General features: G+C 67.5%; 13 protein-coding genes. 10 read left to right on the top strand and 3 right to left on the bottom strand.

Features of this window, described 5'->3' with window-relative positions:
- Positions 1–5: 5 nt before the first annotated feature.
- The 4 genes from G6N42_RS26850 to mddA all read left to right on the top strand — a co-directional run bounded on the left by G6N42_RS26850 (position 6) and on the right by mddA (position 3941).
- On the top strand, positions 6–596 hold the full coding sequence (locus tag G6N42_RS26850; protein WP_163735203.1) for a TetR/AcrR family transcriptional regulator: 591 nt from the start codon (positions 6–8) through the stop codon (positions 594–596).
- A 162-nt stretch (positions 597–758) separates the two neighbouring features.
- Positions 759–1496 (top strand): hypothetical protein, encoded by a 738-nt coding sequence (locus G6N42_RS26845; RefSeq protein ID WP_163735201.1) that lies wholly within the window; start codon positions 759–761, stop codon positions 1494–1496.
- 31 nt (positions 1497–1527) lie between these two features.
- Entirely contained in the window at positions 1528–3090 is a 1563-nt protein-coding gene (locus G6N42_RS26840; RefSeq protein ID WP_163735199.1) for an HD domain-containing phosphohydrolase, read from the top strand.
- 47 nt (positions 3091–3137) lie between these two features.
- Complete coding sequence (mddA, locus tag G6N42_RS26835; RefSeq protein ID WP_163735196.1) at positions 3138–3941, top strand: methanethiol S-methyltransferase; 804 nt, start codon at positions 3138–3140, stop codon at positions 3939–3941.
- Here the strand turns inward: mddA and G6N42_RS26830 are convergent.
- Positions 3892–5049: an NAD(P)/FAD-dependent oxidoreductase gene (locus tag G6N42_RS26830; RefSeq protein WP_232076366.1), complete on the bottom strand. Its 1158-nt coding sequence runs from the start codon at positions 5047–5049 to the stop codon at positions 3892–3894. The two genes, mddA and G6N42_RS26830, sit on opposite strands and share 50 nt — an antisense overlap.
- Positions 5050–5089: 40 nt before the next feature.
- Positions 5090–6280 carry a glycoside hydrolase family 3 N-terminal domain-containing protein gene (locus G6N42_RS26825; protein WP_163738366.1) on the bottom strand — a complete coding sequence of 397 codons (1191 nt, stop codon included), beginning with the start codon at positions 6278–6280 and terminating at the stop codon, positions 5090–5092.
- Between the two features lie 92 nt (positions 6281–6372).
- Here G6N42_RS26825 and G6N42_RS26820 point away from each other — a divergent pair, with 92 nt between their 5' ends.
- From G6N42_RS26820 to recD, 6 genes are all read left to right on the top strand, one after another.
- Positions 6373–7158, top strand: coding sequence for a DUF3060 domain-containing protein (locus G6N42_RS26820; protein WP_163735193.1), 786 nt, complete (start codon positions 6373–6375; stop codon positions 7156–7158).
- 96 nt (positions 7159–7254) lie between these two features.
- Complete coding sequence (locus G6N42_RS26815) at positions 7255–7872, top strand: HD domain-containing protein (RefSeq protein ID WP_163735190.1); 618 nt, start codon at positions 7255–7257, stop codon at positions 7870–7872.
- 2 nt (positions 7873–7874) lie between these two features.
- Complete coding sequence (locus G6N42_RS26810) at positions 7875–8099, top strand: hypothetical protein (RefSeq protein ID WP_163735187.1); 225 nt, start codon at positions 7875–7877, stop codon at positions 8097–8099.
- Positions 8100–8130: 31 nt separating this feature from the next.
- On the top strand, positions 8131–11376 hold the full coding sequence (gene recC / locus G6N42_RS26805; protein ID WP_163735184.1) for an exodeoxyribonuclease V subunit gamma: 3246 nt from the start codon (positions 8131–8133) through the stop codon (positions 11374–11376).
- A 2-nt stretch (positions 11377–11378) separates the two neighbouring features.
- Positions 11379–14666 (top strand): exodeoxyribonuclease V subunit beta, encoded by a 3288-nt coding sequence (gene recB / locus G6N42_RS26800; RefSeq protein ID WP_163738364.1) that lies wholly within the window; start codon positions 11379–11381, stop codon positions 14664–14666.
- The gene (gene recD / locus G6N42_RS26795; RefSeq protein WP_163735180.1) at positions 14663–16354 is read left to right on the top strand and encodes an exodeoxyribonuclease V subunit alpha; all 1692 of its coding nucleotides are present in this window, start codon (positions 14663–14665) and stop codon (positions 16352–16354) included. The genes recB and recD overlap by 4 nt, the downstream gene beginning before the upstream one ends.
- Positions 16355–16407: 53 nt before the next feature.
- On the opposite strand, the gene G6N42_RS26790 is transcribed toward recD, so the two are convergent.
- Entirely contained in the window at positions 16408–16842 is a 435-nt protein-coding gene (locus G6N42_RS26790) for a nitroreductase family deazaflavin-dependent oxidoreductase (protein WP_163735176.1), read from the bottom strand.
- Positions 16843–16890 lie beyond the last annotated feature (48 nt).

Raw genomic sequence — 16890 nt, 5'->3', positions numbered from 1 at the left:
CTGAGATGCCCAGAGCCAAGCAACGTACGCCGGAACTTCGCGAGCATCTGCTCGAGGTCGCGATCGCGACACTCGCCGAGGACGGTTTCACCGGCTTCACCACGCGGCGGGTCGCCGAACGGGCCGGCACGTCGGTCCCTGCGGTCTACGAGCTGTTCGTCGACAAGGCCGGCCTGGTGCGGGCGGTGTTCTTCGAGGGGTTTCGGCTGCTCGGGGCCGAGCTGGCCAAGGTCCCGGTGAGTGATGACCCGCTGGCCGACCTGGAACGGCTGGTGCCGGTGTTCCGGCTCTTCTGCCGGGCGTACCCGCGGCTGGCGCAGGTGATGTTCTCGCGACCGTTCATGGACTTCGAACCCGGGCCCGACGAGCTGGCGGCGGGCGCGTCGGTGCGCGAGGTGTTCATCGGCCGGATCCAGCGGTGCGTCGACGCCGGGTTGCTGTCGGGAGACGTCACGGACATCGCGCACGTATTGCTCGCGCTGGCGCAGGGTTTGGCGGTACAGGAGCTGGGCCGCTGGCTGGGGCCGACGGGGCCGTCGGTCGAGCGGCGCTGGAAGCTGGGCGTCGGGGCGGTGCTGGCGGGCTTCCGGGGCTAGCGGGTCCGTGAACCGCCGTGAGGGGCCCCAAAATGCACGCAGTAATCGGCGTGTCGGCGTACAGACACGGCCGCTCGCCGGCTTGCGCGTGAGCACTCGGCGGCCGAACTTGGGGCAATTGCCCCATGTGGCTGCCCCCGCCGTCATCACATGATGACGGGCATGACCACAACACCCGAAGCGGCCGCGACCGCGTCCAAGACCATGCCCCTGCCCGAAGGAGACGAGGAACGCGTCGTCGGCTTCGGCGTCATGGGCCTGCCCTTCGCCAACGGGCACTATCTGGCCTTCCGCGATTTCCCCGAGACGTCCTTCTCCCCCGCCTACCTGTCGGTGTGGCACCGCACCCCGGACGGCGTGTGGACGTTCTACGCGACCACACCCGGCCCGCAGAGCTGTTCGCGCTACTTCAGCTCCGCGACCCCGATCGACCCGGTCGTCTGCGACATCACGTCGCGCTGGGTCACGCCGTGGTCGCTGGCGATTTCCATTGACGGCGTGCTGGATTGGCGCGTCGACATCACGACCACACCCGCGACGCGACTCATGAGCGTCGTCGGCTCGAAGCTGCCCGCGACGATGTCGCGCAGCCGCAGAGTGCTCGCCGCGATGAGCCCGATCGTCGGTCCACTGCTGGGCATCGGCCGCATCAAGCTCACCGGCCACCTGCCCAACGGCCAGGAATTCCGCATCGCTCCGCGACGGGTGTGGGCGGTCGCCGACTCCAGCGCCGTCGTCAAGGGCGAGGACCTCGGACCCGTCGGACCCCACCCGGTCCAGGGCAACCTGGCCGACTTCCAACTGCCCCAGCGCGGCATCTGCGTCGTCGCGCAGGGCCGTTTCGAGGTGTTCGACGTCGCCCGGCATCGCGACGGCGACCGTCTTGACCTTTCCAGCTGACCAAGCGATGACGACGGCGCAGAATCGGCACATGCCCCCTCGGCAGTCGCCGCCAGCCCTTCCGACCCGCGCGGAAGTGCTGGCGGCGCTGTCGGTGGCCATCGACCTCGGGCTGGGCCAGCCCGCCGAGCATATGCTGCGGTCGGCGCTGATCGCGACGCGGATCGCCGACCGTCTGGGACTCACTGCCGCCCAGCGCGATTGCATCTACTACGCGACGCTGATCATGTGGATCGGCTGTCACGCCGACTCGCATGAGTATGCGCGGTGGTTCGGCGACGACATCGCCGTGCGCCGCGGCTCGTATCTGGTCGACTGGTCGGGCCTGCCGTATCAACGATTCCTGCTCACCAACATCGGCCGTGGTGAATCTCTGCTGTCGCGATTGAAGACCGCCGCGACGCTGTACGCCAATGCGCGGGGCCACATTTCGCAACTCATCCACTCGCATTGCACCTCGGCGGCGCTGCTCGCCCAGCGGATCGGGCTGGCCGACGACGTGCAGACCGCGCTGCGGTTCACCTTCGAGCGATTCGACGGTGGCGGCTTGCCGACCGGCGCTGCAGGCGAAGCCATTCCGATCGAAATGCGTGTCGCGCAGCTCGCCGACATGGTCGAGGTGCATCAACGCGAATACGGCACCGAGGGTGCGGTCGCGATGGCGCGCAGTCGCCGCGGTGGGCAGTTCGATCCCGCAGTGGTCGACGCGTTCGTCGCCGACCCGTCGGGAGTGCTCGCCGTACCGTCGGCCGGCGACGTATGGGCCACCGCGCTGCAGCATGCGCCCGACCGCAGCACCCGCCTCGACGGGCCGTCGCTGGACTCGCTGCTGATGGCGCTCGGCGATTTCGTCGACCTCAAATGCCCGTTCACCCTCGGGCACTCACGCGCCGTCGCGCAGCTCGCGGCCGATGCCGCCGTCGCCGCAGGATTGGACGAGGACGCCGTGACGTTGACCCGACGCGCCGCATGGGTCCACGACATCGGCCGCATCGGCGTGTCGAATCAGATCTGGTCCAAGTCAAGCGATTTGACCATGGCGGAGTTCGAGCGGATGCGGCTGCACCCTTATCTGTCCGAGCGCATCCTGTCGCGGGTGCCGGGCCTGAAGGACGTCGCGACCGTGGCCACCAACCATCACGAATGCCTCGACGGCTCCGGGTATCCGCGTGGGCTGGCCGCGCGGCAGTTGACGATGCCCGACCGGTTGTTGGCGTGTGCGGTGAGCTATCAGAGCGCACTGGAACCGCGGCCCTACCGCGAGGCGCTCGGGCCCGCTGGTGCGGCGCGTCGGCTACGTGAACGAGTCCGCGACGGGAAACTGGACTCGGTGGCCGCCGACGCCGTGCTGTACGCCTCCGGTCACGCGCCGGCCAAGCCGAAAGCGCGCCCGCACGGGCTCACGGCGCGAGAGGTCGAGGTGCTCAGGCTCGTCGCGCAAGGGGTCAGCAATAGGGAGATCGCGGCCAAACTGGTCCTCAGCGAGAAGACGGTCCGCAATCACGTGGAACGCACGTACACCAAGATCGGCGTCTCGAACCGGATCGGGGCCAGCATGTATGCCCTCGAGCACGGCCTGGTCGCCGAAAGTTGAGGCATACGCCTCACGCCCTGCGCACCGCTGTGGCGAAGAGTCGAACCATGAAACGAACCATCGCCGTCGTTTACGGCACACTCTGCTACACCCTGTTTCTCGTCGTCTTCCTGTACCTGATCGGCTTCGTCGGCGGAATCGCCGTGCCACGCAGTGTCGACAACGCCCTCGTCGCCGCGGTCGGCTGGGCGGTGCCGATCGACGTCGTCCTCGTGACGCTGTTCGCGGTGCAGCACAGCGTCATGGCCCGTCCGGCGTTCAAGCGATGGTGGACGCGCATCGTGCCGGCGCCCATCGAACGAAGCACCTACGTGCTGATCGCGAGTCTCGTTCTCGTCCTGATGTTTTGGCAGTGGCGTGAGCTGCCCGCTGTTGTCTGGGACGTCACGTGGCAGCCCGCGCGTCTCGCGGTGTGGACGATGTTCTGGCTGGGCTGGGCGATGGTGCTGGCGTCGACCTTCATGATCAACCACTTCGAGCTGTTCGGGCTGAAGCAGGTGTTCGCGGCTTGGCGGGCGCGGCCACCCGCGGAGACCGGTTTCCGGGTGACGCTGTTGTACCGGGTGGTGCGCCATCCGTTGATGCTGGGCTTCCTCATCGCGTTCTGGGCGGCCCCGACGATGTCTGCGGGTCATCTGCTGTTCGCGGCGGTGATGACGGGATACATCCTGCTCGCCCTGCAGTTCGAAGAGCATGACCTCACCGCGGCGCTGGGGGCACGCTACGCCGAGTACCGGCAGCGAGTGCCCATGCTGATCCCGGGCCTACGTAAGCGACGCACTGAGGGATTGGCTGTAATCGCTACGCGCGCAGCAGTTCTTCCGCGCGACGGAGGTCCTCGTCGGCGTTGAGCGTCAACACCCCGACGACCTCGCTGTCAGACTCGTACCAGACCGTGAACCCGTCGTGGTGGTCGACGAGTCGACACGTTTCGTAACTGCCCCAGCCCCGGTACTTGAACACCGAATCGCCGATGGTCGACGAGAATCCGGGAACTTGATCCCAGGCGGCGGAGAAGCCGGCGGCCGTGAGTCCGGCGACCAGCCCCTCCTGCGCGGCATCGCGCCAGTGCTCGGCGCGGATGCGGCGCCCGGCGGTGACATTGTGGGCGAGTGCGACGTCGCCCGCGGCGTAGACGTTGCGCGCCGACGCGTGCATGTGCTCGTCGACCACGATGCGCCCGTCTCGGGTGTCCAATCCGGCGGATTCGGCCAGCCGGACGTCCGGCCGCACACCATTGGCGGAGACGACGAGATCGGCCTGGATCGCCGTGCCGTCGTCGAGCACCACGTCCGAGCCGTCGATTTTGGCGACTGTGGTACCACCGACGAACCCGACCCCGTTGTCGGCGAGAATCTTCACCACACGCTCGCCGACCTCGACACCGAATCGCCGTTGCAGGGGAACGGTTTCCCGGGCCACCAGCGCGGTTTTCACGCCCCCGGTCGCCAGCGCCGCGGCGGCTTCACAGCCGATCAGGCCACCGCCGATGACGACTGCCGAGTCGGCATAACGGGCCGCCATCTTCAGCGCGACCGCATCGCTGAACGACCGCAGCGTGAGTGCGGACTCGGCGCCGGGGATCGTCAGCTTGATCGGCGTCGCGCCCGACGCGACGACGAGATGCCAGTAGGGGTAACGCTGCCCGCCCGCCGTGACCACCTCCTGGCCGTCGGTGTCGATGTGGTCGACGGTGACCCCGCGAATGAGGTCGACGTTGTTGCGGTCGAACCAGCCGGCGCTGTGCAACTCGCGCCGGTCCTCACGGCCGCACAGATAGCCCTTGCTCAGCGGCGGCTTGGCGTAGGGAAGCGCAGGATCGACGGTCAGGATGCGCACCGGAATGCCGGGGTGCTTGCTGCGGAACGTCTCCGCCGCGCTCACCCCCGCGGGACCGCTCCCGATGGCGATGAAACCCGGTGGCGGTACTCCCCCACGAGCCATCGGCTTGCCGATCATTACTGCGGAGTTGCCGTTCTCGCGACACGGCAAACGAGAATCAGCCCCCGCAGTTCGGCGTCGAACTCTTCGACGCAGCCACCCGCGTCGCGGCCTCGTTGACGCGGTCCATGCTCAGCTGACCCGAATTGACCGCCTGTTCAAGCGAATCCAATACCGCGGGCACCTCGTCGGTGGTGATCCACAGCGCGACGTCGGCACCGGCCTGCAGCGCGCGCAGCACCGCCTCCGGCACACCGTACTGCTCGTTGATCGCAGCCATGCTGGACAGGTCGTCGGTGTACACCAGCCCGGTGAAGGGCGGGCCGCCGTAACCCCCGGATCGCAGCAGGTCGTACGCCGGCTTGGACAGGCTGGCCTGATCAGTGCCCGTCAGGCCCGGCACCTGCACGTGACCGAGCATCACGGCGACCGGATGCTGGGTCGTCAGCGCCCGGTACGGGATCAGGTCGTCGACCTGCAGTTGCTCGATCGGCGGGACGGTCACGCCGCCGGTGTGCGAATCGCCCGAGCCGTGGCCGTGCCCGGGGAAATGCTTGAGCACCGGAAGCACTCCGGCGTCGCGCAGTCCGCGCGCGTACGCACCGGCATAGGCGGTGACGGTTTCGGCGTCGGAGCCGAAGGAACGGTCGCCGATGACGGTGTCGTCGGGGGCGTCCGTCACGTCGACGACTGGGGCGAAATCGACTGTGATGCCGAGCTGTTTCATCGCGGTGCCCCGCTCGAAGGCGATGGCGTACACCTGGTCGGGCGTACTGGTGGCGGCCAGGATGCGTGGCGACGGCTGCTCGCCGATGATGGTCGCCAGCCGTGACACGCGGCCGCCTTCCTCGTCGACGCTGACGGCCAGCGGCAGCGGGCCGGTCGACGCGGCGATGGCGGGCAGGGATCCGTCCTGCAGCATCGACAGGTCGGTCCAACTTCCGATCATGATGCCGCCGATGCGGTGGTCGGCGGCGACGGCGCGGGCGTCCTCGGCGCCGGTCACGCCGACCATCAGGAGCTGGGCCAGCTTGTCGCGGGTGGACATGGCGTTGACCAGGCCTTCGGCCTCGCCGCAGGGCGGCGCGACGGGCGAGGTGGGCGCCGACGAGCTGGGCGCCGACGCCTCGGTTGACGGCGCCGTCGACGTTCCCGACAGACGCGGCTTGATGACGAGGACCACCGCGGCGCCGAGCAGCGCCACCGCCAGCACGGCGAACGCGATCGTGATCCACCTCGATGCCTGCATACGTTCCTTGAGGCTCGGCGACATGGGAAAGAAGTTACCCGGCGTGGTTGCTTCACCGCCCGCACGTCATCCCGATATGTCAGGATCTGCCCATGACCTCCCCGGACGACCCCGAGGAACGCATCCGGCAGCTCGAGCAGTCGGCGGCCGCATACGGGGCACGGGAGCTGGGCAGCGACCAGCCCCAGTACGGCGAAGGTGTGAACCCGTCGTCACCGTTGCCGCCGCCGGCCTACGGCACACCGCCACCGGCCTACGGAAGCCCACCGGCCTATGGTCAGCAGCCGTACGGGCAGCCGTCGTATGGCCAGCAGCCCTACGGCGATCCGTACCAGCCGCCGTTCGGCACGCACTACACGCCGATCCCCAAGAAAGCCGGCATTCCGGTCGGAGTGGTCATCGGGCTCATCGCGCTCGTGTTCGTCATCCTCGCCGGTATCGGCGTGGTGGTGGCGTTCATGTCGTCGACGGTCGAGGATTCGGGCGTGGCGGGCGGCGGCGGATCGGTCGACAACCCGGGCGCCACGCGGACGTTCGTCCCGCCGACGATCACCTTCCCGAGCTTCCCGGACATCACGGGCCTGCCGAGCGACGACACCGAACAGACCGCGACGCCCGGCGCCCCGGCGAGTGTCTCGGGTATCGACGAGACGAAAACGGTCGTCTGCCAAAGCGGCGACGTGAACATCAGCGGCGTCAACAACACGATCACGCTGACCGGAAACTGCGGCACCGTTTCCGTATCCGGCGTCGAAAACAAGATCACCGTCGACAGCGCCAACGCGATCAGCGCCTCAGGCTTCGACAACGAAATCGTCTATCTCTCGGGCGATCCGCAGATCAACACCACCGATTCCAACAAGGTCACCCGCGGCTGAGCGGGCGTCGCCGTCGTAGGCGACTTTGTCGCTCCGAGCTTGGCATCACGGGCATATCACCCACGGCTATGGTCGGGATGTCGGAGAGGAGACGACGTGAGTGAACAGACCTCGACACCCAAGCTGACTGGCCAGTTCTCCAAGGCGCTCGTGTACGCCGAGCTGAAACATCACAACCAGGTCCGCAAGGGGGGAAACATCCCCTACTTCGGACACCTGCTGTCGGTGGCGGGCCTGGTGATCAACGACAACGGCTCCGAAGATCAGGCCATCGCCGCGCTGCTCCACGACTGCGTCGAGGACGCCGGCGGCCAGCCGACGCTGGAGGAGATCCGGAAGAACTTCGGCGCGGGCGTCGCCACCATCGTCAAAGAGTGCAGCGACACGGACGTCGAGCCGAAACCGCCGTGGCGTGAACGCAAGACGGCCTACATCGAGCACCTCGCACAGGTGGGCACGGACACGCTGCTGGTGTCGGTCGCCGACAAACTCGACAACGCCCGGTCGATGCTGCGTGACTACCACGAACACGGCCCCAAGCTGTGGGAGCGCTTCACCGTGAAAGACCCGCGCGATCACCTCTGGTATTTCGGCGGGCTGCTGGACGCGTACCGCAACCTCGGCCTGGACAGCTGGATGGTCGGCGAGCTCGAGCGCGTCGTCGACGAATTGAAGCGCCTGGTCGGAGGCGACGACCGAATCGTGCTGGTCTGACGATGGAGGCTTCGCAGGCTGATTACCGTGCGGTGCTGTCGGCCGTCAACGCCCTTGGCGCCAATCAGCGGGAGCACTCGCAGCAATTGACCTCGGTTGAGACACGGCTGACAGCAGTCGAGTCCGGGCTCGCCGACCTCCGACAGGAAACTCGGGCCGGCTTCCGCACGGTCGAAGAACACATCGCCGAACTCAAGGACTTGATCATCGGGCGCAACAGCACCTAAGTAGCTGCGCGGCCTCCTAAGGTAGACCGCGATGGCACTGCATCTGCACCGTGCTGAGCGCACCGATCTGCTGGCCGACGGTCTCGGCGCCCTGCTCTCGAACCCTCTGCCCGACCCGTTCGCCGAGGAAGTCGTCATCGTCCCCGCCAAGGGCGTCGAACGCTGGCTGAGCCAGCGGCTCTCGCACGTCCTCGGTCGCGGCAGCGGCGCCGACGGCGTGTGCGCAGGCATCGCCTTCCGCAACCCCTATTCGTTGATCGCAGAGATCAGCGGCACAGATCGTGACGATCCGTGGACGCCCGACGCGATGGTCTGGCCGCTGTTGGACGTCATCGACGAAAGCTGCGATCAGCCCTGGTGCAAGACCCTGTCAACCCACCTCGGCCACTTCGAATCGGGCGACGAGCGCGAACTCCGGCAGGGCAGGCGCTACTCGGTGGCTCGTCGACTCGCCGGACTCTTCGCGTCCTACGCCCGCCAACGTCCGCATCTCCTCATCGACTGGGAGAACGGTGCCGATGACCCGGATCTTTCAATCGACGACGACCTGCTGTGGCAGCCGCCCCTCTGGCGCGCGCTGGTAGACCGCATCGACGCCGACCCGCCACACGTCCGCCACGCCAAAACCCTTGCCACACTGCGGGAGTCCCCCACCGACCTGCCGCAGCGCATCTCCCTGTTCGGCCACACGCGGTTGCCGAGCACCGAGATCGAACTGCTCGACGCGCTGGCCACCCACCACGACCTTCACCTGTGGCTGCCGCACCCCAGCGACGAACTCTGGGCATCGCTCGCCGGCGACCACGGAGCCATCCCCCGTCGCGACGACACCACCCACCGAAGCGTCCACCACCCGCTGCTGGCGACGCTCGGACGCGATCTGCGCGAGCTGCAGCGCAGCCTGCCCGCCGACCGGCAGACCGACGAATATCTCGGCGGGGCCACCCATCCCGAAACACTGCTCGGTTGGCTGCAATCCGACATCACCGCCAACGCCGTTCGCCCGCAGGGCCGCACGCTGAAGTCCGACGACCGCTCGGTACAGGTGCACAGCTGCCACGGTCCGGCCCGCCAGATCGATGTGCTGCGCGAAGTGCTGCTCGGCCTGCTCGCCGACGACGAGACCCTCGAACCACGCGACATTCTCGTCATGTGCCCGGACATCGAGACGTACGCGCCACTGATCGTCGCGGGATTCGGCCTCGGCGACATGATCAAAGGTGTGCACCCCGCACACCAACTGCGGGTGCGACTGGCCGACCGGTCGCTCGTGCAGACCAACCCCCTGCTCGGCGTCGCGTCGCAGTTGCTCACCCTCGCCGGGGGGCGTGCGACCGCGAGCGAAGTGCTCAACCTCGCCCAGACCGCGCCGGTCCGTACCCGCTTCGGCTTCACCGACGACAACCTCGAGGACATCACCCGCTGGGTCCGCCAGGCGAACATCCGCTGGGGCTTCGACACCGACCACCGCAAGCCCTACGGCGTCGACTTCATCCAGAACACCTGGCGCTTCGGCATCGACCGCGTCCTCGCCGGTGTCGCGATGTCCGACGACTCACACGCCTGGATCGACACCACGCTCCCGCTCGACGACGTCAGCAGCAACCGCGTGGAGCTCGCCGGGCAGCTCGCAGAGTACGTGGACCGGCTACAGCGCGCTGTCGAATCACTCACCGGTGCAAGGCCACTCAGTGACTGGCTGCAGTCACTGGCCGACAGCATCGATCTGCTCGCCAAGGTCGGCGACGATGACGCCTGGCAGACCAGCCAGCTGCAACGCGAGTTCGGTGACGTGCTCTCCACCGCCGGCGCCCGCGCCGACAGCCTCATGCGACTCCCCGACATCAAGGCGCTGCTCGACCGCCACCTGGCCGGCAGGCCGACGCGAGCGAACTTCCGGACCGGCACGCTGACGGTGTGCACGATGGTGCCGATGCGGTCGGTACCGCACCGGGTGGTGTGCCTGGTCGGGCTCGACGACGGGGTGTTCCCCAGGCTCGGGGTGGTCGACGGCGACGACGTCCTGGCCCGCGCTCCGATGACCGGTGAGCGCGACATCCGTTCCGAGGACCGGCAATTGCTGCTCGACGCCATCGGCGCCGCCACGGAATCGCTCGTCATCACCTACACCGGCGCCAACGAATACTCCGGCCAGGAGCGTCCACCCGCGGTCCCGCTCGCCGAACTCCTCGACGCTCTCGACCTGACCATCGAGACCAAGGAACGCGAGGTTGTCGTCAAACATCCGCTGCAGCCCTTCGACACTCGCAATGTCATCCCCGGCAAGCTGATACCCGGCGAACCATTCACCTTCGACTCCACCGTGAAACGTGCCGCACTGGCCCGCTCAGGCGAGCGCGCCGAACGGCCGCTGTTCATCTCCGGTCTGCTGCCCGCTCCCCCGGCCGAAGACGTCGTCCTCGCCGATCTCGTCTCGTTCTTCCGCGATCCGGTCAAGGGTTTCTTCCGCGCGCTGGACTACACGTTGCCCTGGGAGGTCGACGGCGTCGAGGACGCGATGCCCGTCGATATCAACGCCCTCGAGGAGTGGACCGTCGGCGACCGCATGCTGCAAGACATGTTGCGCGGCATGGACGCCGACCAGGCGCGCCAGGCCGAATGGCGGCGAGGAACGCTCCCGCCGGGAAACCTGGGGTGGCGCAAGGCCAACGAGATTCGCGATCAGGTCACCGAGATCGCCGACGCCGCCAGGCCGTATCGTGACGCCCAACCCGGCGCCGTCGACGTGGACGTCGACCTGGGCCGCGGGCGCAGGCTCACCGGGACCGTCTCGCCGGTCTACGGTGACCGGCTGGTGTCGGTGACCTATTCCAAGCTCGACGGCCGCCATCTGCTGCAGCCGTGGATTCCGTTGCTGGCGTTGATCGCTCACCGCCCCCGACGCGAGTGGCGCGCCATCACGATCGGACGTGCGCCACGGGGAACCGCACCGCGCGTCGAGATCTTGTCCAGGCCCGAGCGACCCGCGGTGGAGCTATTGGCCGATCTGGTCGCACTGTATGACGAGGGGCGTCGCGCACCGCTGCCGTTGCCCGTCAAGACGTCTTACGCGTGGGCGGAGGCAAGACACGGTCACGGCGATCCCGAACAGCGGGCCGGCTACAAGTGGCGCTCGGGGCGGTACCCGGGTGAGGAGGACGAGCCCGCCTACCAGTTGGCCTTCGGGAAAGGCACGTGGCTGAAGCACCTCGTCGAGCGCGGCCTGGACGCCTATGCCTGCCGGCTGTGGCTGCCGATGCTCGGAGCACTCGAATGACCATGCAGCCGTTCAGTCTCGTCGGGGATCTACCCGCCGCACGGTCGACCACCGTGCTGGAGGCCAGTGCAGGGACGGGGAAGACGTTCGCACTCGCGGGTCTGGTCACTCGGTACATCGCCGAGGGCGTCGCGACGCTGGACCAGATGCTGCTGATCACGTTCAGCCGCGCTGCAACGCAGGAGCTGCGCGACCGTGTGCGCCGTCAAATCGTCGACGCAGTACACGCTTTCGACCGAAAAGAGGTGACCGGTAACAATGAGGTCATCACGCATCTGCTCAACGCGAGCGATGACGAGCGAAAGGAACGGCAGCGTCGGCTCCGCGACTCCCTCGCCGCCTTCGACGCCGCGACCATCGCGACCACGCATCAGTTCTGCCAGCTGGTACTCAAGTCGCTCGGCGTGGCCGGTGACACCGACAGCGGTGTGACACTGGTGGAAAGCCTCGACGAGTTGATCACCGAGGTCGCCGATGACCTCTACCTCCGGCACTTCGGCCGCGAGAAGGACAACCCCCTGCTGGGGCATCCCGACGCGCTGCGACTGGCCCGGGAGGTGGTCAATCATCCGGCGACCGAACTGCGCCCGAAGGATCCCGACCCCGATTCACGCGCAGCCGTGTGTCTCAGGTTCGCCGCGGATGTCAAGAACGAGCTCGAGAAGCGCAAGCGACAGCGGGGAATTCTCGGTTACGACGATCTGCTGACCCGGCTGGCCGACGCACTGGAGGACAGCGATTCGGCGGCGCGCTCGCGAATGCGTCATCGCTGGCCGATCGTCATGGTCGACGAATTCCAGGACACCGATCCGGTGCAGTGGCAGGTCATCGATCGGGCATTCACCGGCCACTCCACGCTGGTCCTGATCGGGGATCCCAAACAGGCCATCTACGCGTTCCGCGGCGGCGACATCGTCACCTACCTGTCCGCATCCGCGACCGCGGGTACGCAGATGACGCTCGGCACGAACTGGCGCAGCGACGCCGCGCTGGTCGATCGTCTCCAAGCGGTGCTGCGCGGCGCCCAACTCGGACACGAGCGGATCGTCGTGCACGACGTCGCCGCGCACCATCAGGGCACCCGGCTGGCAGGTGCCCCAAATCCCGATCCCTTCCGGCTGCGGGTGGTGCGCCGGGATGCGTTCGGCCGCAGTGGAACCAACGTCATCCTCATCGACCCACTGCGCAGCCACATCGCCGAGGACCTGGCCGCCGACATCGGCGTCCTGCTCGACTCGGGCGCGACTTTCGGCGGCGAGAAACTGCATGCGGGCCAGATCGCGGTGATCGTGGAGAAGCACCGCGATGCCCGGGTCTGCTACTACGCGCTGTGCGAGGCGGGCATCCCCGCGGTCTACACCGGCGACTCCGACGTCTTCACCTCCGATGCCGCCGAGGACTGGCTGGCGCTGCTGGAGGCCTTCGACCAGCCGCACCGCCCCGGCATCGTCCGGGCCGCTGCGGCGACGATGTTCTTCGGCGAAACGGCCGAATCGCTCGTCGAGGGCGGTGACGGTTTGACCGACCGCATCGCGGAGACGTTGCGGGAGTGGGCAAGTCATGCACGCGAACGCGGCGTCTCGGCGATCTTCGAAGCCGCCCAACTCAACGGTATGGGCGACCGCGTGCTGTCGTGGCAGAACGGCGACAGGATGATGACCGACCTCGCACACATGACGCAGCTGTTGCAGGAAGCCGCCCATCGCGAGCACTTCACCCTCCCGGCCTTGAGGGACTGGTTGCGCGCGCAGCGGGAGGATCGCACCGGTGCGGCCGAACGGGCCCGCCGGCTCGACAACGACGCGGCCGCCGTCCAGGTCATGACGGTCTTCGTCGCGAAGGGCCTGCAGTTTCCGGTCGTGTATCTACCGTTCGCGTTCAACAACAACGTGTTCGAACCCGAACTGGTGCTGTATCACGAGGGCGACACCAGATGCCTGCATGTCGGCGGGCCGGACAGCCCGGACTTCAACGCCGTCGCGAAACAGGGCCGCGAAGAAGACGCCAGCGACGACAGCCGCCTGATGTACGTGGCGATGACACGGGCGCAGGCGCAGGTGGTCGCCTGGTGGGCGCCGTCGAGAGACGAACCCACCGGCGGGCTGTCGCGTCTGCTCCGGGGCCGTTCACCCGGCGAGCCGGTGATACCGGACATTGTTTCGCCGGTGAAGGTCACCGACGACCAGGCGATGGCGAGATTCGAGGAGTGGTCGGCGGTCAACGGGCCGGCGATCGAGGAATCGGTCGTGCAGCCCCTGCCGCCGCAACCGTCGGATGACACGCCAATAACCCTGCAGGCCCGGCACTTCCACCGATCGATCGACACGGCATGGCGGCGCACCTCCTACAGCGGCCTGATCCGGACGAGCGAGTCGACGCCGGTGAGTAGCGAACCCGAGGTGATCGAGCTGGACGACGAGGTCGCCGAGATCCCATTGGTGACCGCCGCGGTGGGGACGGATGTGCCGTCTCCGATGGCGGACCTGCCGAGCGGCGCGAAGTTCGGCACCCTGGTGCACGCCGTGCTGGAGACCGCGGATCCGTTCGCGCCTGATCTCGCGGCGGAGTTGGAAGCGCAGATCACCGAACACGCTGTCTGGTGGCCGGTCGACGTCGCGGCTTCCGACCTGGCCGCCGCGATGCTGCCCATGCACGACACTCCCCTGGGCCCGCTCGCCGACGACCGGACGCTGCGCCAGATCGGGCTGCACGACCGTATGCGGGAGATGGACTTCGAATTCCCGCTCGCGGGAGGGGATCTGCGGGGATCGGCGCCGGAGATCCGGCTCGCTGCCGTCGGCGAGCTCGTGGGGCAGCACCTCGCCACGGACGATCCGCTCGCGCCGTACGCGGACCGACTGAGAGGGGCGGCACTGGGCGGGCAGTCCCTCAAGGGCTACCTGTCGGGTTCGGTCGACGTCGTGCTGCGGATCGGTGAGCGGTACATCGTCGTCGACTACAAGACCAACTGGCTGGGCGACCAGAATCAGCCGCTCACTGCCGCGGACTACGCGCGCCCCCGGCTGATCGAGGCGATGCTGCATTCCGACTACCCGTTGCAAGCGTTGCTGTACAACGTTGTGCTGCATAGGTTCCTGCGATGGCGGCTGCCGGGATACCTGCCGGACACGCATCTGGGCGGCGTGATGTACCTGTTCCTGCGCGGCATGTGCGGACCGGACACACCGGTGGTCGACGGCCACCCGGCGGGGGTGTTCAGTTGGCAGCCGCCCACGTCACTCATCACCTCGATGTCCGATCTCCTCGACGCAGGCAGGGTGGTGGCATGACGAGCGTGGAGTGGCGGCGCGCGGTCAGCGCGACCGGACTCTTGCAGGCCTTCGCCGATGCCGAGGTCATCGATGCGTCGGATGTGCATGTGGCACAGCGCCTCAGCGCGATGGCGTCCGAGACCGACGACACGGTGGCACTTGCCGTGGCGCTGGTGGTGCGCGCGCTGCGGAACGGCTCGGTGTGCCTCGCTGTGCGCTCGGTCGAGGAGCAGGTCGGCGTCGAGGGGCTGCCATGGCCTGCTGTCGACGCCTGGCTGGCGGCGATCCGCGACAGTCCGCTGAGCGGGGAACCACCTGTGCTCCGGGTCGACGGCGACCTGCTTTATCTCGACCGGTACTGGCTAGAAGAGCAGCAGGTATGCGACGACATCCTCACTCTGATCGCCACCAAACCGACACAGGCCACCACCGACATCGACCGACTCTTCCCGCAGGGCTTCGAGGAGCAGCGCGCCGCCGCGGAAGTGGCTCTGGCACAGGGATTGACGGTGCTGACCGGCGGCCCGGGCACAGGCAAGACAACGACGGTGGCGCGACTGCTCGCGCTGCTGGCCAGCGGGACACAACTGCGGATCGCGCTGGCGGCACCGACGGGCAAGGCGGCCGCGCGACTGCAGGAAGCGGTTCAACTCCAGGTCGACAAGCTGGAGGATGCCGCGGACCGGGAGGCGCTGTCGGGTCTGCATTCGACGACGTTGCATCGCCTGCTCGGCAGCAAGCCGGACACCTCGGCGAGGTTCCGGCACAACCGGGCCAACCGGTTGCCTCACGACGTGATCGTCGTCGACGAGACGTCCATGGTGTCGATGACGATGATGGCGCGATTGCTCGAGGCGGTCCGTCCCGACGCGCGTTTGATCCTGGTCGGTGATCCGGACCAGTTGGCGTCGGTGGAGGCGGGTGCGGTACTCGCCGATCTCGTCGACGGACTCGGCGGTGCTCGCATCGCCGAGTTGACGACATCGCACCGGTTCGGCGAATCGATCGGCACGTTGGCATCGGCGATCCGAACCGGCGATGCCGATCAGGTCATCGAGGTGCTGCGCGCGGGTGGAAAGCACATCGAGTGGATCGACACCGACGAACCGGCCGAACATCTGCGGAGAGTCGTTCTGCCGCAGGCGAATGCGCTGCGCCAGGCAGCCGTGCTCGACAATCGGAGAGCAGCGCTGGCATCACTCGATGAGCATCGGCTGTTGTGCGCGCATCGCCGGGGTCCGTACGGCGTGCGGTACTGGAACCACCAGATCGAGCGATGGCTGGCGGAGATCACCGGCGACCCGATCTGGTCGGAGTGGTATCCGGGGCGTCCGGTGTTGGTGACGGCCAACGACTACGGTCTTGGCCTGTACAACGGTGACGCCGGTGTGACGCTGCTGCGCGACGGCGCGATGCGGGTGACCATCGCGGGCTCCGGTGAGGTGGAGTTCGCGACCAGCCGGCTCTCCGATGTCGAGACCATGCACGCCATGACGATCCACAAGTCGCAGGGCAGCCAGGCCGACGAGGTGACCGTGCTGATGCCGCCCGAGGATTCGCGGCTGCTGACCCGCGAGCTGTTCTACACGGCGGTGACGCGGGCCAAGGAGAAGATCCGGGTCATCGGTTCGGAGGATTCGGTGCGCGCCGCGGTGCAGCGGCGGGCGGTCCGAGCGTCGGGCCTGGCGCAGCGGCTACGCGCCTGACGCTGCGATTTCGGTGTCCGCAGTCGCGCTGACCGCGACCAACTACACCGAAATCACCGGTCGGCGACGAGTTCGAAGACCGGAATCACGCGGTCGGTCCGTTTCTCGTACTCGGCGAACCCCGGTGCCCGTTCCACGACGGTCTGGTAGATGCGGTCGCGGTCCTCCCGAGTCAGTTCTCGGGCCACAACCGGGCGTTTCGGATCCGCGCCGATCTCGACCTGAACGTGCGGGTGGGCGCGCAGGTTGAACACCCACGCGGGACTCTCCTCGCGGCCCGCCGCGGAACCGACGACGTAGATCTTGTCGTCGATGTCGAAGTAGGCGATGAGATTGACCCGCTCAGCGCCGCTCTTGGCACCCGAGGAAGTCAGAATCAGCAGCGGAAAACCTTCGAACTGCCCGCCGACCTTTCCGCCGTTGCGACGGAACTCGTCGATGTTGCGCTTGTTGAATTCACGTTCTTCGGTCATTGCGTCGTCGGACATGCTCCTATCGTGGCACTTGCACGGACCAGGCGAGCCGAAACGCGTAGC

The sequence above is a fragment of the Mycobacterium gallinarum genome (assembly GCF_010726765.1).
GTDB lineage: Bacteria > Actinomycetota > Actinomycetes > Mycobacteriales > Mycobacteriaceae > Mycobacterium > Mycobacterium gallinarum.
Note: the sequence above shows the minus strand (reverse complement) of the source record. Positions and strands in the feature narration are given on the sequence as shown.